Below are 17,336 nucleotides of genomic sequence, written 5' to 3' on the forward strand. Positions count from 1 at the left end.
GGTCGCGGTTCTTAAGCGTGCGTACTCCGGGACGGGAGGGGCGGGGTGCAGAAGGCGGCCCCGGCGAGTGCTACCCGAGTTCCGCCCGAAGCGACTCGGCGAGTCGGACGGAGAGCGCCGCGATGGTGAGCGTCGGGTTCATCGCGCCGCCGGTCGGGAAGACGCTCGACCCCGAAAGCCAGAGGTTGTCGAGGTCGTGCGCGCGGCACTCGGCGTCGACGACGCTCGATTCGGGGTCGTCGCCCATCCGGGTCGTCCCCATGTGGTGGTACGCGGGGCCGGTCTCGTCGGGGCCGACGGTCCAGCGGTCCTCGACGCCGAGTTCGTCCAGCACCCGCGTCTGAATCTCGTTGGCCCGCGAGAGCGCGGCCCTCGTCCGCTCGTCGACTGACCAGTGTATCTCGGGGACGGGGTCGCCGAGGTCGTCGGTCGTCTCGCGGTCGAGACCGACGTAGTTGTCCTCGCGGGGGAGCTGTTCGACCAGCGCGCCCATCGAGATGTGCGTGCCGTAGCGCTCGTCCAACTGGTCGCGCAGGTCGTCGCCCCACGTGTCGGCGTCGAGGGCGTCGATGACCGGCGACGGGCCGGCGTAGTTGAGGAACTCCAGTTTGAGGCCGTTGACCGGGTCGGCGTCGTCGTAGAACTGGTGGCACTCGCTGGTGTTGAAGCCGACGTGGTTCTGTCGCGTCGGGCGGTCGAGGCGGCCGCCAGCCCCGGCGAACAGGTGGTCCATGAAGTACCGACCGACCGCCCCCGAGGAGTTGGCGAGGCCGTCGGGGTAGCGGTCGGACGCCGAGAGCAACAGCAGTCTGACGTTCTCGACGCCGCCGCAGGCGAGGACGAACTGGGTCGCCGCCTGTCTGTGGGTCTCGCCGTCGGGCGTCGTGTACGCCGCGGCGACGACGCGCTCGCCGGGTTCGTCGTGGTCGAGTCGCCGGACTCGCGCCCGGTCGATAACCCGCGCGCCCGCGGCTTCGGCCTTCTCGACGTGGGACTCGGCGGTGTACTTCGCGCCGGAGGGACAGACCGGCTTGCACGTCCCGTAGCCGACGCAGGGCGACCGGTCGTCGTACGGTTCGGAGTTGCGGGCGTTGCCCACCGAGTGCATGTCGATGCCGAGGCGCTCGCAGGCCTCGGCGAAGATGGAGTCCGAGTGCGACGGTCGGAAGGCGGGAAGCGGGTGGGGCTCGTCTCGCGGCGGCGCGTAGGGGTTGTCGGCCGCGCCCGCGACGCCCAGTTCGCGCTCCGCGGCGGCGTAGTACGGGCGCAGGTCGCCGTAGCCGACGGGCCAGTCGACCCCGACGCCGTGTCTGGTGTCGAGTTCGAAGTCGCGCTCGTGGAGTCGCATCACCATCCCCTGCCAGTGGAGCGTCGACCCGCCGACGCCCTTCACGCGGGCGGCGTTCAGCGGGTAAAACGAGTCGCCGGAGGAGGAAAACGCGTCCCGCGGGCCGCCCATCTCCCACGGGCCGCCGAGGCCGGGGCGGATATGCTGTTCCAGTTGCTCCCGCCTGTCGCCGTCGAACCGCGGCCCGGCTTCGAGGACGACGACCGATGCCCCCGACTCGGCGAGGCGATGGGCCACGATACCGCCGGCGGGGCCGGCACCGACGACGCACACGTCGGCGTCTGAGACGGGGGTTCTATCCATCGTCACCCCCGGACTCGGGCGTCCCGTCACCCTCGGCCCTTCCGTCATTCTCGGCCGTCTCGCCCCCCTCGGCCGTCTCGCCCCCGTCCATCGTCGCCCGCCGGTAGCTCTCGGTCCCGCCGGGGTGGCCGATGGGGTTCTCGATGCCGACGAGGCGGCCGCCGGTCGGCGAGGCGTAGAAGGCGTAGAGCAGTTCGTTCACGACGTGAAACCGGAGGCGCTCGGAGAGCGCCCCGTCCGGAACCGGGTCGGCGGTGTCGACGCCGAGTTCGCGCAGGAGACGGTCGCGGTCGCCCGTCGGTAGGTCGGCGAAGGCCGCGCCCTCCCAGTCGCGGGCCACGCCGTCTAACTCGGTCGCCGCGTCGACCATCGCGCCCCGACGAGAGTCGTCGCGTGCGCGACCGACGACGTAGGTCTCGACGAACTCGGGGATTCCGTCGACGGCGCTCGGGTAGACCACCTCGCCGGCGGCGACCATCGTCTCGCGTACCGCGGTCGGGGGGGTGTCGTCGCTGTCGGCGTCCGTGCCGTCCTCACCAGTCGACTCGCCTGCCTCGCCGGTCGAATCGGCGGTCGGCGGGTCGAACTGCGTCAGCGAGACGGCCCCGCCGGTGACGCCGAGACCGGCGAGCACGGCCAGCGCGTCCCGTCGCGTCAGTCGCATTCGACGGGGATTAGGCCAGCCTAATCATAGGACTTGCCTTCTCGACCCGCGCGGTCGAGGACGACGGCGACGACGCCGAACGTGACGACCGCCGGGACGACCGCGACGAGCATGTCGAACCGCGCGCCGAGGTTGTACGCGAGGACGAGCGCCTGCACGTACGCGAGGAACGTCGCCAGTACCGAGTCGAAGACGGGCGGGACGCTGGTTCCGCGTCCAGCCGCCCCGGGGAACCGGGTGATGACGAGCGCACCGACGCCGATTGCCGGGACGAGAAGCACGCCGAGCGGGGCGGCGACGAAGGAGTCGGGGTCGCCGCCGACGCCGAAGTGAATCGCGACCGAAGAGGGGAGTTCGGGGAGCGCCGCGACGCCCGCGACGGCGCTGAGCGCGAGTATCGCGATGCCGACGAGTGTCAACCGAGAGACACGCATACGGTCGGGTTGTAACTCGCCTCCGAAAAAACGGGGTGACGGTCGCGCTCAGTCCTGTCGCACGTCGTGTTCGAGGACGCCGACGCCCTCGACTTCGACCGCGACGTGGTCGCCGTCTTCCAGCGGCCCGACGCCCTCGGGCGTCCCCGTCGAGATGACGTCGCCCGCTTCGAGCGTCATGTAGGTCGTGATTTCGGCGACGAGGTCGGGAATCGAGAAGATGAGGTGTTCGATGCCGGAGTCCTGTCGCGTCTCCCCGTTCACACGAAGCGAGATGCTCGCGTCGTCGGGGAGGTGGTCGGGGTCGGCGAGGACCGGCCCGAGCGGGGCGGAGCCGTCGAACGCCTTGCCGCGGACCCAGTTCGTCTCGATGTCCTGGTCGTCGCGGTTGGATACGTCGTTCATCACGGTGTAGCCCGCGATGACGTCCTCGGCGTCCTCGGGCGCGACGTTCCGGCACTGCTCGCCGATGACGACCGCGAGTTCGGCCTCGTGTTCGACCTGTTCTTTGCCCGCGGGGAGCGTCACGGTGTCGCCGTGGCCGGCGACCGCGTTCGGCGGCTTGAGGAACAAAAGCGGCCGGTCGGGAACCTCCTCGTCGCGCTCCTCGGCGTGCTTGGCGTAGTTGCGGCCGATACAGACGATTTTCGACGGCTCGCACGGGGGGAGCACGTCGACCTCGTCGAGGTCGTAGTCGTCGCCGCCGAAAGAGACGGAATCGCCGTGCCACTCGCCGGTTCGCACTGCGCCCGCGGGGTCGCGGAATCGAACGTGATGCATGCCCCACGCCTCGGCGGGGGGCGTGATAGGCTTTTACATCGCGCGGGACGGCCGGTGACGTGCGACGTTCTTGCACGATTCGCATCGCTTCTGTAGTCGTGGGATGACGGACGTGTATCGGCCGCCCGGAGGGTTCGTTCGAGTGGACTCCGGCGGCCGATTCTGCTGTCGAACTCGACGCGAGAGCGGCGGGGCCGTCTCGCCGACCGTCGCCGCGAAAAACGACGAGCATCGCCGCGACCCGCCGACGAGCGCGCCCGGCGAAAAGCGGTCACACCACCCCCTGCGAATAGCTTTTTGTGTATTTCGCGTGTACTTTCGGGCGCTATGGAACTCACCTGGCACGGTCACTCGACGTGGTACGTCACGGTCGGAGACACCTCGCTTCTCATCGACCCGTTTTTCGACAACCCCGCCACCTCTCTCGACCCGAGCGACGTTGAGACCCCGGACTACGTGCTTCTCACCCACGGGCACGCGGACCACATCGCCCACGCAGGCGAGTTCGACGGCGCGACGGTCGTCGGCACGCCCGAACTCACCGGCTACGTCGAAGCCGAGATGGGCGTCGACGACACCATCGGGATGAACATCGGCGGGACGGTCGAACTCGGCGACGCGTACGTCACGATGGTCCGCGCCGACCACACGAACGGCATCAACACCGGCTACGAGCACGAGGCCGGTATGCCGGGCGGCTACATGATAAGCGACACGGTGCCGACACAGGCGTCCGACGCCGAGTCGACGACGTTCTACCACGCCGGCGACACGGGACTCATGACCGACATGCGCGAGATTTTCGGCGCGTACTTCGAACCCGACGCGGCCGCGCTCCCGGTCGGCGACCACTACACGATGGGGCCGTGGCAGGGCGCTATCGCCGCCGACTGGCTCGACGTCGACCACGTGTTCCCGATGCACTACAACACGTTCCCGGCCATCGAAATCGACGTGCGCGACTTCGAGCGCGAGGTCAAGGCCGCCGGCAGTCACGCCGAGGTCAACGCCCTCGACGGCGACGAGTCGTTCACGCTCGACTAGCCGCTCCGGTCGGCCGCAGGCGCGTCTGCTGGGGACGGCGCTTGTGCACACCGTTGTCCTATTGAGCAACTTTTAGGGTCGGTCGCTCCCACCTTCGATACGAATGTCCGACATCCAGACCTCTACTGTCAGCGAGGACGGTTTCGCATGCACGAGTCAGGTCGGCGACTTCGACCTCCAGATCGACGCCACCGACGAGACGGGACCGAACCCGAACGCCGCGCTCGTCGCGACGTACGCCTCCTGTTTCCTCCCCGCCTTCCGCGTCGGCGGTCAGAAGACGGGCTTCGACGACCTCGGTAAGGTCCAGATCGACGCCGACGCCGACCTCGACGACGGCGACGACCTCACGAGCATCAGCTTCGACGTCTACGTGGAGTCCGACCTCTCGGACGACGAGTTCGCCGAAATCACGGCACTCGCCGAAGACATCTGTCACGTCCACGACGCGCTCCGCGAGGAGCTCCAGGCCGACGTGACCGTCGTCGGCGACGCGTTCTAAGCGTCGCTCGCGGCTCGCGCCGACACGCACTCGCATTCTTTCGCAGAAATCGACGGCCGCAAGCGGCGGCTGTCGCGGCGAACTCGGCGTCTTCCGCCGGGTCAGTCGCGGCGCTTCTTATAGCTTCGAAGACTCATAGCCTCGCCTTCCACGATGATAACCTCGCGGTCTTGGGGGTCCGATTCGACGACGTCGTCGACCTGTTCGCGGAAGTACGGGCTGTTCGGCTCTTCCATACCACTCCCTTCGTCCCCCTTAATAAAAACCTTTGTCAGACATTCTCACACGCGATATCGCGTGAGCGGCTCGGCGAATCAGTCGTCCGCGGCCGCCGGGGCCGGTTCGTGGCTGATTTCGGTGCCGAGCACGTCGAGGAACGCCGCCAGCCACTCGGGGTGGTCGGGCCACGCCTGCCCGGTGACGAGGTTGCCGTCGACGGTCACCTCGTCGACCCACGAACAGCCCGCGCGCTCGACTTCCGCGCGGACGGCGGGGTAGGCGGTCATCTCGTAGCCGTCGAGGACGCCCGCGGCGGCGAGAATCTGCGGGCCGTGGCAGATTGCGGCGACCGGCTTCCCCTCGTCGAAGAAGTGCCGGACGGCGTCGAGCACCTCGTCGTAGCCGCGGAGGTACTCCGGCGCGCGGCCGCCGGGGACGACGAGCGCGTCGTAGTCCGCGGGGTCGATATCGGCGAACGTCGCGTTCAGCGCGAAGTCGTGGCCGCGGGTCTCCAGATACGTCTGGTCGCCGCGGAAGTCGTGGACGGCGGTCTTACAACTGTCGCCCGCCTCCTTTTCGGGACACACCGCGTGGACCTCGTGACCCACCATCTGGAGCGCCTGGAACGGTACCATAATCTCGTAGTCCTCGACGAAATCGCCGGCGAGGAGCAGAATCTTCTTTTCGGACATGGGCATCACCCGGTCGCTAGTTGTCGCGTCAGAACGATAATGATTGTGCAGGTGGGCCGCCGACGGCGCGGCCGTCGAGGTTCGACCGCCCTCGCGGTCACCCCGGGCTATTCCGAGACGATGCGTCCGATGTCGCCGAGGCCGTCGAGGACGTGGTCGGGTTCGTACTCGCTCGCCGCGAGGGTGGCGTCGTCGGTCACGCCGGTTCGGACGAGCGCGGTGCCCATGCCCGCGTCGAGGCCGAACGCGATGTCGGTGTCGAGGCGGTCGCCGACGATGAGCACCTCCTCGGGCGGCAGGCCGAGTTCGTCGAGGACGTACTCCTGTGCGACCCGCGAGGGCTTGCCGAGAATCGCGTCGGGGTCGCGCTCGGCGACGCCCGCGACGGCGTTGATAATCGCGCCCGACCCGGGGATGTCGCCGTCGGCGGTCGGGATGATGACGTCGGGGTCGGTGCCGTAGAAGGCGGCCCCGCCGCGGAGCGCGCGGTTGGCGTCGCGGAGGTCGTCGTAGTGGAACTCGCGGTCGATGGCGACGACGACGACCTCGGGGTCGTCGCCGGGGCCGACGAGTTCGAGACCGGCCGCTCGAAGCTGTTCGCGGAAGCCCGCCTCGCCGATGGCGAACGTCCGCGCACCGGGATGCCGGTCGGCGAGGTACGCCGTGGTGGTCGTGCCGGAGGTGACCACCTCGTCGGCGGTCGCCTCGATGCCCGCTCGGCGGAGCCGCGCCTCGTAGGCGACTGGGGCCTTCGTCGGGTTGTTCGAGACGAAAATCCGGTCGAGTCCGGCGGCGTCGACGGCGGCGAGCCCGTCGAGCGCGCCCGGAATCGCTTCGTCACCGCGGACGACGGTTCCGTCGACGTCGAGAACGACACCTCGGTAGTCCATCGTCCTCGGTAGGGCGGCGGGGCTGTTGAACGTTCGCCCGAGAGAACCATTATGTTTGTTGGTAACATATGTCGTTGCATGGATGTCTCTTCGAAGCGATTGACCGGGTGGCTTCGCGGGCCGGCGACCGGCAACAGCGCCGTCGGCGTCTACGGGCTCGTGACCGCGATGGTCGCGGTGTTTCTGACGTTCTCCATCGTGGCCACGGTCTCCGTCGTCGTCCCGCTGTTGTCGACGGCGGCTATCGCCCTCCTGTCTGTCGGCGTGTGGCTGGTGACGTGGGCGGTTCTCGACGTGGTCGCCAGCCGGACGATTCGGGAGTCGGGGGGCTGAGCGGCTCGGGGTTGCGGCGGAACCGTCACAGAACCAAAGACCAATATGGGCGTCGCCCTACTCGTCTACCGTGACGAACACGCAGCTGACACTCGTCCAAATCGACAACTACGGGCCGTGGACGGTCACCCCGGACCCGCGGCGGGAGATGGACCTCCAGACGCTCCAGTCGCGGCTCTTCGCCGACTTGGCCCAGTTCGTCGGCGCTCGCGACGGGTACGCGTTTTTCACCCGATTCGACAACATGGTCGCGGTCACGAACGGCCTCGACCACGATGACCACGAACTGCTGCAGGAGTCTATCGCGAACCGCTATCCCGTGACGCTCAGTCTCGGTATCGGCGTCGACCGGTCGCCCGCAGTCGCGCTCGAACGCGCCACCGACCGCATCCAGCGCGTCGGGAGCGCACAGGACGGCGACCGCCGCGAGGTGCTCTCCGGGGAGACGCTCCCGGCGGCCGACCGCACGGGAACCGACCTCCAAATCGCGCACTTCGACGTGAACGACGCGACGGGCAAGTACACCGACCGCCTCAACGAGTTCGACACGTTCATCCACATCGAACAGGGCTACGCGTCGCTCATGCGCCACCTGCGCGAGGAACACGGCGCGCTGTCGTTCTTCGTCGGCGGCGACAACATCATCTCGGTCACGCCCGACCTCACAGAAGACCAGTACCGCGACGCCATCGACCACGTCGAGGCCGAGGCGGACGTGGAACTCAAAGTCGGCGTCGGCACGGCGTCGAACGCTCACGAGGCGGGCTTCGCGGCGAAGCACGCGCTCGAAGACTGCCGCCACCGCGGCACGACCGTCGAGTTCGCCAACGCCGCCGTCGAGACCGCAGACGACTGAGCGATGGAGGGTCGCGCGGTCTACTTCGTGGCCCCCGAACGCGTCGAGGTCCGCGACCGCGACGTGCCCGCCCCCGGCCCCGAGGAGGTCCGCGTCCGCACGCTGACCTCCGCCGTGAGTTCCGGGACCGAACGGCTCGTCTACCGGGGCGAGGCCCCGACCGACCTCGCCGCCGACGAGTCCATCGCGGCGCTCGACGGCGACCTCTCGTTTCCGCTCCGCTACGGCTACGCCGCCGTCGGCGAAATCGAAGCCGTCGGCGACGACGTGCCCGACTCGCGGCTCGGGAGCCGCGTCTTCGCGTTCAACCCCCACGAGAGCCGCTTTCTGGCGTCTCCCTCGGAACTCATCGCCATCCCCGACGACGTGCCCGACGAGCGCGCCGCGCTCCTGCCGACGATGGAGACCGCGCTCAACTTCGTGATGGACGGCCGGCCGCTCATCGGCGAGCACGTCGTCGTCTTCGGACAGGGCGTCGTCGGGCTCGTCACCACCGCCCTCCTCGCGTCGTTCCCGCTCGGGAGCCTGACCGCGGTCGACTGCGTGGCCGAGCGCCGGGGCATCGCCGAGGCCCTCGGTGCCGACGAGGCCGTCCACCCCGAGTCGCTGGACGCGCCCGCCGACGGGGCCGACCTGACGCTCGAACTCTCGGGCGACCCCGACGCGCTCGACGACGCGCTGTCGGTGACGCGGTACGACGGCCGGGTCGTCGTCGGGTCGTGGTACGGCACCAAGCCCGCCACCCTCGACCTCGGCGGGCGGTTCCACCGCTCGCGCATCAGCGTCGAGAGCAGTCAGGTCAGCACCATCGACCCCGACCTCCGCGGGCGCTGGGACGCCGACCGCCGCTTTTCGTTGGCGTGGGACCACCTCGAAGACCTCCCGCTCGACCCGCTCGTAACCCATCGAATCGATGTCGAGTCCGCCGCGCGGGCCTACCGGCTCCTCGAAGACGCCCCCGACGAGGCCGTCCAAATCCTCTTTACCTACCGGAACGCTTGACAGTTCATGTACCGCGTCTCGGTCCGCAGGGACCTCATCGCCCAGCACTACCTGACGGTTCCGAACCCCGGCCCGGAGGGTGAGTTGCACTCTCACGCGTTCACCGTCGAAGTCGAACTCTCGGGGCCGGAACTCGACGAGTACGGCTACCTCGTCGACATCGACGACGTGAAGGCCGCGCTGGACGCGACGCTGTCTCGCTACCGCGACGAGACGATGAACGAACTCGTGGAGTTCGCCGGACAGAACCCGAGCGTCGAGCGGTTCGCACGCGAGGTGTGCGAGCGGTTCGTCGAGGCCGCCTCTCTCGACGCCCCCCAACACGTCTCCGTCCGCGTCTGGGAGGACGACGTGGCGAGCGCGACCTACGAGACACCGCTCTGACGTGCGGGTCGCTCTCGTCGTCTACGGCCCGCTCGACGACCGCTCCGGCGGCTATCGCTACGACACCGAACTCGTCGGCGGACTCCGCGCCGCCGGCGACGACGTGACGGTCGTCTCGCTCCCCGAGCGGCCGTACCGAAAGCGGCTCCGAGACAACCTCACCGCCGTCCGCCGCCTCCGCGACCTCGACGCGGACGTCGTCCTGCAGGACGAGCTGTGTCACCCCTCGCTCGTCGGCCCGAACGCCCTGCTCGACGACGACGTCCCGGTCGTCTCGGTCGTCCACCACCTCAGCTCGCTGGAGCCGTTGCGGGCGTGGCGACGACACGCCCGCCGCGCGGTTGAGCGTCGCTACCTCCGTTCTGCGGACGCGTTCGTGTTCAACAGTGAGACGACGAAACGGACGGTCGCGGCCGTCACCGACCCCGAACCGAGCGTCGTGGCGTCCCCGGCCGGCGACCGCTTTTCGTCGTTCGGCGCGCCCCTCGGCGACGACGAGATACGGGCGCGCGCCGTCGACGGCCCGCTCCGGGTCGTCACGGTCTGCAACCTCGAACCGCGGAAGAACGTCGACGGCCTGCTCCGCGGACTCGCCCGCGTCCGCGGCGACTGGGAGCTAACCGTCGTCGGCGCGGCGGTCGACGCCGACTACGCCGACTCCCTCTCGGAGCTCGCCGTCGACCGCGACATCGACGACCGCGTGACGTTCGCGGGCCGGCTCTCCGACGCCGACCTCGCGGCGACGCTCCGGAAGTCCCACCTGTTCGCGCTCCCCTCGCACTACGAGGGGTTCGGCATCGCCGCGGTCGAGGCGATGGGGTTCGGCCTCCCGGCGCTCGTCTCGTCGGCCGGCGGTGCGGGCGAACTCGTCGCGCACCGCGAAAACGGCTTCCTCGTCGACCCGACCGACTCCGCCGAACTCACCGACGTGGTGGCCCCGCTGTGTCGGAATCGCCGTCGTCTGCAGTCGCTGTCGCTCGCGGCCCGCGACCGCTTTCTCGCGCATCCGACGTGGGACGAGACGGCGGCGACGATTCGGTCGTTCTTGCTCGGTATCGTTGCGGATGCGGACGCGGCATCGCACCCGAACCGCGATTAGCCGCCGCCGGCGGGCGCGGGACTGCCGCCGCCCCCGCCGTCGCTCTCGACGGTTTCTCCGACCTGCGTGTAGACGAGGAGGAGTCCGACCGCGCCGAGCGCGGTCGCGGCCACGAAGGGGACCGCGAAGCCGAAGCCGACGAGGACGCCCGAAAACAGCGCGCCGATGGCGACCCCGAGGCCGAACCCCATCGTGAGAAGCGAGAGCGTCGACCCCGACTGGCCCGCCTTGGCGATGTCGCCCGCGAGGGCGAGCGAGGGGGCGAACACGGCCGCGACCGCGACGCCCTGCAGGAACCGCGCGAGAATCATCAGCCCCGGCGTCTGGACGAACCCCTGTGCGAGCGTCGTCGGGAGCAGGAGGACGAAGCCGCCGACGAGGAAGGGCCGCCGCCCGTAGCGGTCGCTCAGCCGGCCGATGGGGTACTGGAAGACGACGTTGGCGAGGACGGTCGCGCCGAACTGCACCGAAAACAGGAACGTCCCCTGGTCGAGGCGCTCGTTGATGACGTTGGCCAGCGGGGCGTACATGGCGATGCTCAGCGCCATCACGACGGTGGCGACGCCGAGGGCGAACACCGGGTCGAGGCCTGACCCGTCGGGGTTCCGCACCGAAAGCGAGATGTCGTCGGCCGCCTCGCTGTCGGTCCGTTCGGGGTCCTCGATGAGCAGTGCGATGAGGACGAAACTGACCGCCGCGCCGACGACGGCGACGAGGAACGCGGCGTCGAAGCCGGAGAGCTCGACGCCGGCGAGCGAGTAGGGGCCGGCGGTGACCACGCCGCCGGCGACGAGCGGGCCGGTCCCGAAGCCGAGCAGTCGGAAGGTGTTGAAGAGGCCGAAGTTGCCGCCGCGTTCGTCCTCCCCGGAGAGTTCGTTCACGAGCGCCACCGTGACCGGGATGGTAAACGCCGCGCCGATGCCCTGCAACGCGCGCATGACGAGTATCGAGCCGTAGTCCGTGAACACGAGGTAGCCGGCGCTCCCGACGGCGACGAGCGCGAGCCCGGTCAACAGAAAGACCCGCCGTCGCCCCGTCCGGTCAGACAGTGACCCCGTGAACGGCTGGCTCAAGCTGTTGAGAAAGCCGAAAAGCGAGAGCACGACGCCGATGAGGAGTTCGGTCGAGAGGGGCAACTCGACGACTCCGAGCGAGAGCGTCGTCCCGACGAAAGACGGCATCGACACCAGTTGGCTCCCGATGTACAACGGGAGGACGACGACCAGAAACGAGTTGGCGAGGGCGTCGACCATCCGAGCCAGCGCGAGCGCGAGAATCCGCGTGTCGACGTTCGGGCGCATCGTCGCCCGCTACGGCCCTCCGGCGTATCAAGCTACGCGCCCCAGCGACCCTCGCCGCGAGATGCGCGGACGCCAGCCGCGCGGGCGTGGCCCGGTCCTCAGTCGCGGTCGGCCGGGACCCACTCTTGGAGCGTGAAGCCCTCGTGGTCGGTCTCCGAGTCGAGTTCCCACTCGTCGTCGTCCCACTCGGGGTAGAACGCGTCGCCCTCGTACTCGCCGGGGACGCGACTCAGTACCATCCGGTCGAGGGAGGACTGGAACAGCGCGTAGATTGCGGCGCCGCCGATGACGTAGGCCGTCTCCGCGCCCAGCGACTCCGCGATGTCCACCGCGTCCTCGACGCTCGCCGCGCGGCGGGCGGTGTCGACCGAAAACGACCGCTCGCTTCGGCTCATGACGATTTGGGCGCTCCCCGGCAGGTCGTCGCGCATCGACTCGAACGTCGTCCGGCCGAGGACGACCGGGTCGTCGGCGATGCGGGCGCGGTACTGCTTTTTGTCCGCGGGGATACTCGGCCACGGGAGTTCGCCGCCGCGGCCGATGACGCGGTTCTCGGCGAGCGCGGCGACAGAGACGAGTTCCATCACTCTCACCTCGGGCGCGTGAGAGAAAATCGTTGTGCCCCGGCGACGTCGCCGCGGTCGGCGGGCCCGAGACGGGAACGCCCCGGTGCTCAGTTGTTCCGGTCGACGATGCGCCGGCAGTCCTCGATGAACTGCAGGAGGTCGGTTCCGGCGTCGGTTCCGATGCTGATGATGATTTGCTCCGTCTCGGAGAACGAAAACTGCAGGATGAACGCGTTCTCGTAGTAGTAGACGACGGCGCGGCGCTCGCCGGCGGGCGGTGAGTCGATGCTGGGGGTCGAAAACGGCGTTTCGACTCGGAGATCGGAGACGACGTCGGCCAGCATCCGTTTGGTGTACCGCTCCGAGAGGTCGTCGCGGATGTATTCCAGTTCGTACCCGTCGTCGTCGGCGATGACGACCGTCCGAAGCCCGTCGCCGATGCGCCTGCTCAGGTACTCGGCGAGTCGATGCGCTGTGTCCCGTACCATACCGCGCCGTCACCCCGAGCGACTATAATCGATTGGTATTTTTGTGGTAATATCTTCCGAATCGGACACCAATTCTTTTCAAACAGAGTACACTATCTCGGCGCGATGGAGAAACAGCCGCGGGACCTCCGCCGCGACGGCGCGCTGGTTCTCGTCGGACTCGTGGGACTGGTCGCGCTCCGGGTGCTCGTACCGGCAGACTCAGTCACGGGGGTTTCCGAGTTCGTCCGGGGCGCGCTCCTCGGCGGGTTCGTCTCGGTGATGGCGGCCGGTGTTTTTCGCGTGCCCGACAGGCGGGCGGCGCGTTTGGTGGCTGTCGTCGCCGTCGGCGTCGCACTGGGTGCCGTCGCAGTGCTCCTGTGAGAGCGGCGTGGCTCTCGCGGAAGACGTCTCGATTGATACGCCGAGGTTCCAGTCGTCGTTCGTCGATGTCGGGGCCCTCCGCTGATGATGAATCGCTCACGGAGAACGCACCTCCCGGGTTCCGCTAAACCGGCGGTACAGCGCCTCTGCTACTAAATAAAACCCTACGAAAGGATTAAGTTTAGAGTGGGGCCGGAGGGTTGAGTAAAATCGGCAGACAGCGGCACGGTGGCCCGTGAGACCGTCGTATTCGCGCACTCCCTCAGTCATCGTTCTGAATATCGAGAGATGCGCTCAGTTCACGACGCCGCTCACGGAACCGCTCGTGCTCGTCCGCCTTGTCGTAGTACCGGCGAATCGTCGAAGGCGTCGCGTTCACACGCTCAGCCACAAGCTCAATCGGAACCCCGCGGTCGAGTTGCCACGTAATCGACCCCGTCCGAATCGCGTGCGGTGACCGGGTAGACGGACACTTACTTCCAGCGCCGCGAGTCGTGTACGAACACGCGTGACGCTCCCGACCGTGCGGGCACTCCCTGTACAGACACGGTTGCGTCCCGAGGTACGACCACGACCGAACCGTCGTCCGCGACGGTCGCCCCTGTCGGCAGGAGAACAGCGGTTCGCGCCCGTACTCGTCGCGCTTGTCCGACCGCTCACGAGCGATGTACTCGTCGAGAGCATCGACCACCGGCTCAGGGAGACCGACGACACGCTCGCCGTCCTCCTTGTTCTTCAGCGGCGTCTCAGTCTCCGGCTGGTGACGGAACTCCAGCGACCGTTCTTCCCTATCGAAATCGCCGAGGTCGAGCGCCCGGATGCCGCCCATCCGAGCGCCCGTGTGCCACGTCACCTCCAGAAACGCGTGCCACGCCGTTCCGTAGAGCCGACGAGACTCACGGTACATCGACAGCAGGTTCAGCGCGTCCTCAGCGGCCAGCGTCTCGTCGCTGGTCTGCTGAGCCTTCGAGAGCTTCGGTACCTTGATTTTGTCCAGCAGGTCCGGGTCGACGGCCTCGATGCGGTGGCAGTACTTCACCAGTTGCCGTAGCGCGACAACCGAGCCCTTCACCGTCGACGGCGACATGCCCTGTCTCTCACGGTACGCCTGATACTCGTCGACGAGCCAGCCGTTCAGGTCCGCCATCGACTCCACGTTCTCCGACTCGCACCAGTGAACGAACGCGTTCAGCCGATTCCGGTACGACCGAATCGTCGCTTTCGCTTGTGTCTGCGCCCGTCGAGCGAGGAACCGCTCACGCGCTTCACGTGGTGAGAGGTCCCGCAGTTCGTCGGTCATCACAGCACCTCCCGCGTCACCCGCCGGGTGTTCACCTCGGCGTCGAGGAAGTCGGCCAGTCTCTCCGCGTCGATCTCCTCCGGCGTCACGAAGATGATCGACTCGTCGAAACCGAAGGTCGCGCTTCGACCATCGGCGAGGGCTTCCCGCTGTTCCTCGGACAGCTGTAGCACGGTGAGTTCCTTACTCATCGTGCCGCACCTCCGGTTCGGCTACACTCCGTTCGCTACGCTTACGGTGGGGGCTTTCGTAGTGTGTCATGGGTTCTTGGTTCCGAGGCTCCAAACTCCCGGATTCCTGATTTCTGGGTTCGATGGCTTCGGTATCGGGACCGATACGCACGGGGAGCGTCCTGTCAGACTGTTTCTCCCCGTGCCGGACCTTCAACCGAGAGAGACGTTGGTGGGTAGACGTATAAACCCCAAATCCACTCCCCGGAGTGAAAGTGAAGGTTCTAGCGAAAGTGAAACTCGGACGTACCGTCGAGGTCGATTCTGCTGGGATTCGTAGGGGTTCAAGGCCCCTCGGATTGTTGTTGAACATGCTTCCGTAGCCTGTTTACGGGAGCCACCGCGGGCCAGTGGTGCAACACTGGGTCCACTTTGATTCTGGATGGACCCGACCACGGTCAGGTCCGCGTGTAGCTTCCGTTACTCTCCTTCTGTGTGGGACTGCGCAATAAACCTAACCTTGTTCGTTTCATTCTGCAACATTTAGGGCCAACTTATCATTTCCGTGAGCATTAAGAAACTTACCTGTGTCCCTGTGGACGTGCAACCCACTTGGTGGAGCAAGTACGATGACCCTATCCTCCAGTTCTTAGCCGATACTGGTGCCGCTGTTCCACCACGGGTGATTCTGTTCAACCTCGAACGCAGGGAGATCGCGTCTCCACATCGTTCGACTATCAAGAGACGGCTCAAGCGACTGCAGAAGTACGGACTCGTCGAAAAGGTCGGTGAAGAAGGCTACTACGAGATTTCTGAGCTGGGCAAGGCCTACGTTTCAGGCGAGCTCGACGCCAGCGAACTCGACGCCGACGAGTGAGCACCCACCACCCTGACCCGTAAAGGGGGCGGGTGGATGGGTGGCGAAACCGGTGGTTTCGCTGATGATGTGTCTCGTTCTGCTTGTGCATTCACGTCTCCGAATAAGGATTCTTATCCGGAGTCGTGCCGCTCCGCTGGGTGCCGCATACACTCCCTGTCTTCGTCGTAGTAGTCATCTACCAGTAGTACATGGTCCGCGCTCTCTGGGTCCGTGATACCGTGCTCCTCGACGAAGTGACGTGCGTGCACCGTCCCGTCGTCGTGGTACGCGAAGTTACACTTCGAGCACCGCCACATCTCTCCACGTCCGAGACTGTGCCGTAGTCTCGTCTCGTCGAGGATGCGCTGTACCGGGAGCTTCAGCGGGGCCATGTCGACGCCGCCGCCGTTCGGCGCGTGCTCCTCGCCGTCGCGGTCGACGATGGCCTCTAGGTGCCACTCGGAATCGAGCGACGCCCGGCGGAACGATTCCGGTTCGGAGTCGTCCTCGCCGTTCATCACCGATTCGACGAACTCGGCGTGCTTCGGGTCTATCATGTTCCGGCCGAGCATTTCGGCTACCGTTGGTACATCGTTACAGTACTTCAACTCCGTTTCGACGCGCTTCCGTATTCGAGTCTTCGTGGTCGACTCTCCGACGCTCGCCGCCGCGGTCGCGGTCGGCCAGCGTTCGGCCAGCGTCAGCTCGCGCTCAGTCTCGTCCGACTCTCCTTCGGCGTCGAGGGCGTCGCTCAGGTCGTCGTCGGAGACAGGCGCGTCGAGCCGCGACTGGTCTATCGCCCATCCAGAACCACAGCATTCACAGACAACATCAGGGCCACGGCCGTCGTCCCACACGACCGCGTCGCCGTGCGCGTCGGTCTGGTTCGACTCGTCGGACTCAGCCCGCTGTTCGCAGGCGTCCGCGGCAATCGCTTCGGTGAGCACCTTCGAGCGTGAGGTTCGACGGCGCGCCGCCGACCAGTAAATCGAGCCCCACGCGAGGTACTCGATTGGCTTGTCGAGGAGTTCCTCGGTGTATCCGCCCATGTACGCCGCGAGGTACGAACCCATGTTCTCCACGCTCGCGTTCAGGGAGATACAGCCGTTCGACTCCTCTACGTAGTCGGTTATCGTATCGTAGTCGTGTGCCGACCGACCGGCGTACTCGCACACTTCGACGTGTTTGTCGATGACCCGCTCGAACTCGGAGCCGACGCTGTGCAGGTCGTCGTCGAGTCCCAGCGGTTCCGTATCGAAGTACACGCCCACGTGGAGATGCGTGTAGCACGCGTTCATCCCGCTCCCGTCGCCGTCCATTCCGTGCGGCTCTGCCTGTAGCCAGTAGCCCCACTGGTCGGCGTCGAGCCCGAGATGATACTCCATCGTGTTGCGGAGTGTGTCGCGTACGCCGTCGTACGAGAACGAGTCGTGTACGGCGTCAGCATGTTCTACCGGCGGTACCCGAGTCCCGTCAGGAACCGACGACGCGGTGAGGGTGAGCATCGCGGTCGCGGGCGAGTCCCACGCCGCGATTGATTCACCGCCACTCGGTCGGTCGCCGCCGGCCATCTGCCGCTGGAGCGCCATCGCCCGTGCGTACTGTTTCTTCGAGTACTCTTCTCCCCACGCATCTACCAGCGGTATCTCGAACTCGTCGCCCTGTTCGTTGGCGAACCGGGCGCGGAGTCCGTCGTACCGTGCGTGCGCGGTGAGGAAGGCACTCAGAGCGTCCGCCCA

General features: G+C 67.2%; 22 protein-coding genes. 9 read left to right on the forward strand and 13 right to left on the reverse strand.

Annotated elements, in window-relative coordinates:
* Nucleotides 1-70: 70 nt before the first annotated feature.
* Genes ACFQI8_RS09640 through ACFQI8_RS09655 form a run of 4 tightly spaced genes read right to left on the reverse strand, consistent with a single transcriptional unit; the run spans nt 71 to nt 3,529 of the window.
* Nucleotides 71-1,651 (reverse strand): GMC family oxidoreductase, encoded by a 1,581-nt coding sequence (locus ACFQI8_RS09640; protein WP_390244219.1) that lies wholly within the window; start codon nt 1,649-1,651, stop codon nt 71-73.
* Nucleotides 1,644-2,315 (reverse strand): gluconate 2-dehydrogenase subunit 3 family protein, encoded by a 672-nt coding sequence (locus tag ACFQI8_RS09645; RefSeq protein WP_390244221.1) that lies wholly within the window; start codon nt 2,313-2,315, stop codon nt 1,644-1,646. Before ACFQI8_RS09645 ends, ACFQI8_RS09640 begins: the two co-directional genes overlap by 8 nt.
* A 20-nt stretch (nt 2,316-2,335) precedes the next feature.
* The gene (locus ACFQI8_RS09650) at nt 2,336-2,749 is read right to left on the reverse strand and encodes a DUF1648 domain-containing protein (protein ID WP_390244223.1); all 414 of its coding nucleotides are present in this window, start codon (nt 2,747-2,749) and stop codon (nt 2,336-2,338) included.
* Nucleotides 2,750-2,797: 48 nt separating this feature from the next.
* Nucleotides 2,798-3,529: a fumarylacetoacetate hydrolase family protein gene (locus tag ACFQI8_RS09655; protein ID WP_390244225.1), complete on the reverse strand. Its 732-nt coding sequence runs from the start codon at nt 3,527-3,529 to the stop codon at nt 2,798-2,800.
* Between the two features lie 327 nt (nt 3,530-3,856).
* Between ACFQI8_RS09655 and ACFQI8_RS09660 the strand changes: the two genes are divergently transcribed.
* Both ACFQI8_RS09660 and ACFQI8_RS09665 read left to right on the forward strand, forming a co-directional pair.
* Nucleotides 3,857-4,573: a metal-dependent hydrolase gene (locus ACFQI8_RS09660; protein ID WP_390244227.1), complete on the forward strand. Its 717-nt coding sequence runs from the start codon at nt 3,857-3,859 to the stop codon at nt 4,571-4,573.
* Nucleotides 4,574-4,676: 103 nt separating this feature from the next.
* Nucleotides 4,677-5,075 (forward strand): OsmC family protein, encoded by a 399-nt coding sequence (locus ACFQI8_RS09665; protein WP_390244229.1) that lies wholly within the window; start codon nt 4,677-4,679, stop codon nt 5,073-5,075.
* Between the two features lie 101 nt (nt 5,076-5,176).
* Here ACFQI8_RS09665 and ACFQI8_RS09670 read toward each other — a convergent pair whose 3' ends face one another.
* The 3 genes from ACFQI8_RS09670 to ACFQI8_RS09680 all read right to left on the reverse strand — a co-directional run bounded on the left by ACFQI8_RS09670 (nt 5,177) and on the right by ACFQI8_RS09680 (nt 6,876).
* Nucleotides 5,177-5,311 (reverse strand): hypothetical protein, encoded by a 135-nt coding sequence (locus ACFQI8_RS09670; protein ID WP_004043651.1) that lies wholly within the window; start codon nt 5,309-5,311, stop codon nt 5,177-5,179.
* Between the two features lie 78 nt (nt 5,312-5,389).
* Nucleotides 5,390-5,986: a DJ-1/PfpI family protein gene (locus ACFQI8_RS09675; protein ID WP_390244569.1), complete on the reverse strand. Its 597-nt coding sequence runs from the start codon at nt 5,984-5,986 to the stop codon at nt 5,390-5,392.
* Nucleotides 5,987-6,093: 107 nt separating this feature from the next.
* On the reverse strand, nt 6,094-6,876 hold the full coding sequence (locus tag ACFQI8_RS09680) for an HAD-IIA family hydrolase (protein ID WP_390244231.1): 783 nt from the start codon (nt 6,874-6,876) through the stop codon (nt 6,094-6,096).
* 78 nt (nt 6,877-6,954) lie between these two features.
* On the opposite strand from ACFQI8_RS09680, the gene ACFQI8_RS09685 reads away from it, so the two are divergent.
* The 5 genes from ACFQI8_RS09685 to ACFQI8_RS09705 all read left to right on the forward strand — a co-directional run bounded on the left by ACFQI8_RS09685 (nt 6,955) and on the right by ACFQI8_RS09705 (nt 10,550).
* Nucleotides 6,955-7,209, forward strand: a complete 255-nt coding sequence (locus ACFQI8_RS09685; RefSeq protein WP_390244233.1) for a hypothetical protein — start codon at nt 6,955-6,957, stop codon at nt 7,207-7,209.
* 70 nt (nt 7,210-7,279) lie between these two features.
* Nucleotides 7,280-8,065, forward strand: a complete 786-nt coding sequence (locus ACFQI8_RS09690; RefSeq protein ID WP_390244235.1) for a GTP cyclohydrolase III — start codon at nt 7,280-7,282, stop codon at nt 8,063-8,065.
* 3 nt (nt 8,066-8,068) lie between these two features.
* Nucleotides 8,069-9,067: a zinc-binding dehydrogenase gene (locus ACFQI8_RS09695; protein ID WP_390244237.1), complete on the forward strand. Its 999-nt coding sequence runs from the start codon at nt 8,069-8,071 to the stop codon at nt 9,065-9,067.
* Between the two features lie 6 nt (nt 9,068-9,073).
* On the forward strand, nt 9,074-9,451 hold the full coding sequence (locus ACFQI8_RS09700; RefSeq protein ID WP_390244239.1) for a 6-pyruvoyl trahydropterin synthase family protein: 378 nt from the start codon (nt 9,074-9,076) through the stop codon (nt 9,449-9,451).
* Nucleotide 9,452: 1 nt separating this feature from the next.
* Nucleotides 9,453-10,550, forward strand: a complete 1,098-nt coding sequence (locus tag ACFQI8_RS09705) for a glycosyltransferase family 4 protein (RefSeq protein WP_390244241.1) — start codon at nt 9,453-9,455, stop codon at nt 10,548-10,550.
* Here the strand turns inward: ACFQI8_RS09705 and ACFQI8_RS09710 are convergent.
* From ACFQI8_RS09710 to ACFQI8_RS09720, 3 genes are all read right to left on the reverse strand, one after another.
* Nucleotides 10,547-11,851, reverse strand: coding sequence for an MFS transporter (locus ACFQI8_RS09710; protein WP_390244243.1), 1,305 nt, complete (start codon nt 11,849-11,851; stop codon nt 10,547-10,549). The two genes, ACFQI8_RS09705 and ACFQI8_RS09710, sit on opposite strands and share 4 nt — an antisense overlap.
* 98 nt (nt 11,852-11,949) lie before the next feature.
* Nucleotides 11,950-12,435 (reverse strand): dihydrofolate reductase HdrA, encoded by a 486-nt coding sequence (gene hdrA / locus ACFQI8_RS09715; protein ID WP_390244245.1) that lies wholly within the window; start codon nt 12,433-12,435, stop codon nt 11,950-11,952.
* An 89-nt stretch (nt 12,436-12,524) separates the two neighbouring features.
* Nucleotides 12,525-12,905, reverse strand: coding sequence for a DUF7522 family protein (locus tag ACFQI8_RS09720; RefSeq protein WP_390244247.1), 381 nt, complete (start codon nt 12,903-12,905; stop codon nt 12,525-12,527).
* A 105-nt stretch (nt 12,906-13,010) separates the two neighbouring features.
* Here ACFQI8_RS09720 and ACFQI8_RS09725 point away from each other — a divergent pair, with 105 nt between their 5' ends.
* Complete coding sequence (locus ACFQI8_RS09725) at nt 13,011-13,268, forward strand: hypothetical protein (RefSeq protein WP_390244249.1); 258 nt, start codon at nt 13,011-13,013, stop codon at nt 13,266-13,268.
* Between the two features lie 262 nt (nt 13,269-13,530).
* Here the strand turns inward: ACFQI8_RS09725 and ACFQI8_RS09730 are convergent, their stop codons facing one another.
* Both ACFQI8_RS09730 and ACFQI8_RS09735 read right to left on the reverse strand, forming a co-directional pair.
* Nucleotides 13,531-14,568, reverse strand: coding sequence for a tyrosine-type recombinase/integrase (locus ACFQI8_RS09730; RefSeq protein WP_390244251.1), 1,038 nt, complete (start codon nt 14,566-14,568; stop codon nt 13,531-13,533).
* Nucleotides 14,568-14,759: a hypothetical protein gene (locus ACFQI8_RS09735; protein ID WP_004968043.1), complete on the reverse strand. Its 192-nt coding sequence runs from the start codon at nt 14,757-14,759 to the stop codon at nt 14,568-14,570. The genes ACFQI8_RS09730 and ACFQI8_RS09735 overlap by 1 nt, the downstream gene beginning before the upstream one ends.
* 544 nt (nt 14,760-15,303) lie before the next feature.
* Between ACFQI8_RS09735 and ACFQI8_RS09740 the strand changes: the two genes are divergently transcribed.
* On the forward strand, nt 15,304-15,615 hold the full coding sequence (locus ACFQI8_RS09740) for a hypothetical protein (protein WP_390244254.1): 312 nt from the start codon (nt 15,304-15,306) through the stop codon (nt 15,613-15,615).
* Between the two features lie 113 nt (nt 15,616-15,728).
* Here the strand turns inward: ACFQI8_RS09740 and ACFQI8_RS09745 are convergent.
* On the reverse strand, nt 15,729-17,336 hold a 1,608-nt coding region (locus ACFQI8_RS09745), incomplete at its 5' end, for a hypothetical protein (protein WP_390244256.1).

Origin of the sequence: Haloferax chudinovii, assembly GCF_042663345.1 — an archaeon.
GTDB lineage: Archaea > Halobacteriota > Halobacteria > Halobacteriales > Haloferacaceae > Haloferax > Haloferax chudinovii.

What these genes read in the sequence shown, in the direction of transcription:
- ACFQI8_RS09645 (WP_390244221.1), bottom strand. Translation starts at nt 2,315, where the DNA reads ATGCGACTGACGCGACGGGACGCGCTGGCCGTGCTCGCCGGTCTCGGC.
- ACFQI8_RS09710 (WP_390244243.1), bottom strand. Translation starts at nt 11,851, where the DNA reads ATGCGCCCGAACGTCGACACGCGGATTCTCGCGCTCGCGCTGGCTCGG.
- ACFQI8_RS09725 (WP_390244249.1), top strand. Translation starts at nt 13,011, where the DNA reads ATGGAGAAACAGCCGCGGGACCTCCGCCGCGACGGCGCGCTGGTTCTC.
- ACFQI8_RS09665 (WP_390244229.1), top strand. Translation starts at nt 4,677, where the DNA reads ATGTCCGACATCCAGACCTCTACTGTCAGCGAGGACGGTTTCGCATGC.
- ACFQI8_RS09730 (WP_390244251.1), bottom strand. Translation starts at nt 14,568, where the DNA reads ATGACCGACGAACTGCGGGACCTCTCACCACGTGAAGCGCGTGAGCGG.
- ACFQI8_RS09700 (WP_390244239.1), top strand. Translation starts at nt 9,074, where the DNA reads ATGTACCGCGTCTCGGTCCGCAGGGACCTCATCGCCCAGCACTACCTG.
- ACFQI8_RS09650 (WP_390244223.1), bottom strand. Translation starts at nt 2,749, where the DNA reads ATGCGTGTCTCTCGGTTGACACTCGTCGGCATCGCGATACTCGCGCTC.
- hdrA (WP_390244245.1), bottom strand. Translation starts at nt 12,435, where the DNA reads ATGGAACTCGTCTCTGTCGCCGCGCTCGCCGAGAACCGCGTCATCGGC.
- ACFQI8_RS09675 (WP_390244569.1), bottom strand. Translation starts at nt 5,986, where the DNA reads ATGTCCGAAAAGAAGATTCTGCTCCTCGCCGGCGATTTCGTCGAGGAC.
- ACFQI8_RS09655 (WP_390244225.1), bottom strand. Translation starts at nt 3,529, where the DNA reads ATGCATCACGTTCGATTCCGCGACCCCGCGGGCGCAGTGCGAACCGGC.
- ACFQI8_RS09670 (WP_004043651.1), bottom strand. Translation starts at nt 5,311, where the DNA reads ATGGAAGAGCCGAACAGCCCGTACTTCCGCGAACAGGTCGACGACGTC.
- ACFQI8_RS09735 (WP_004968043.1), bottom strand. Translation starts at nt 14,759, where the DNA reads ATGAGTAAGGAACTCACCGTGCTACAGCTGTCCGAGGAACAGCGGGAA.
- ACFQI8_RS09640 (WP_390244219.1), bottom strand. Translation starts at nt 1,651, where the DNA reads ATGGATAGAACCCCCGTCTCAGACGCCGACGTGTGCGTCGTCGGTGCC.
- ACFQI8_RS09685 (WP_390244233.1), top strand. Translation starts at nt 6,955, where the DNA reads ATGGATGTCTCTTCGAAGCGATTGACCGGGTGGCTTCGCGGGCCGGCG.
- ACFQI8_RS09660 (WP_390244227.1), top strand. Translation starts at nt 3,857, where the DNA reads ATGGAACTCACCTGGCACGGTCACTCGACGTGGTACGTCACGGTCGGA.
- ACFQI8_RS09720 (WP_390244247.1), bottom strand. Translation starts at nt 12,905, where the DNA reads ATGGTACGGGACACAGCGCATCGACTCGCCGAGTACCTGAGCAGGCGC.
- ACFQI8_RS09695 (WP_390244237.1), top strand. Translation starts at nt 8,069, where the DNA reads ATGGAGGGTCGCGCGGTCTACTTCGTGGCCCCCGAACGCGTCGAGGTC.
- ACFQI8_RS09680 (WP_390244231.1), bottom strand. Translation starts at nt 6,876, where the DNA reads ATGGACTACCGAGGTGTCGTTCTCGACGTCGACGGAACCGTCGTCCGC.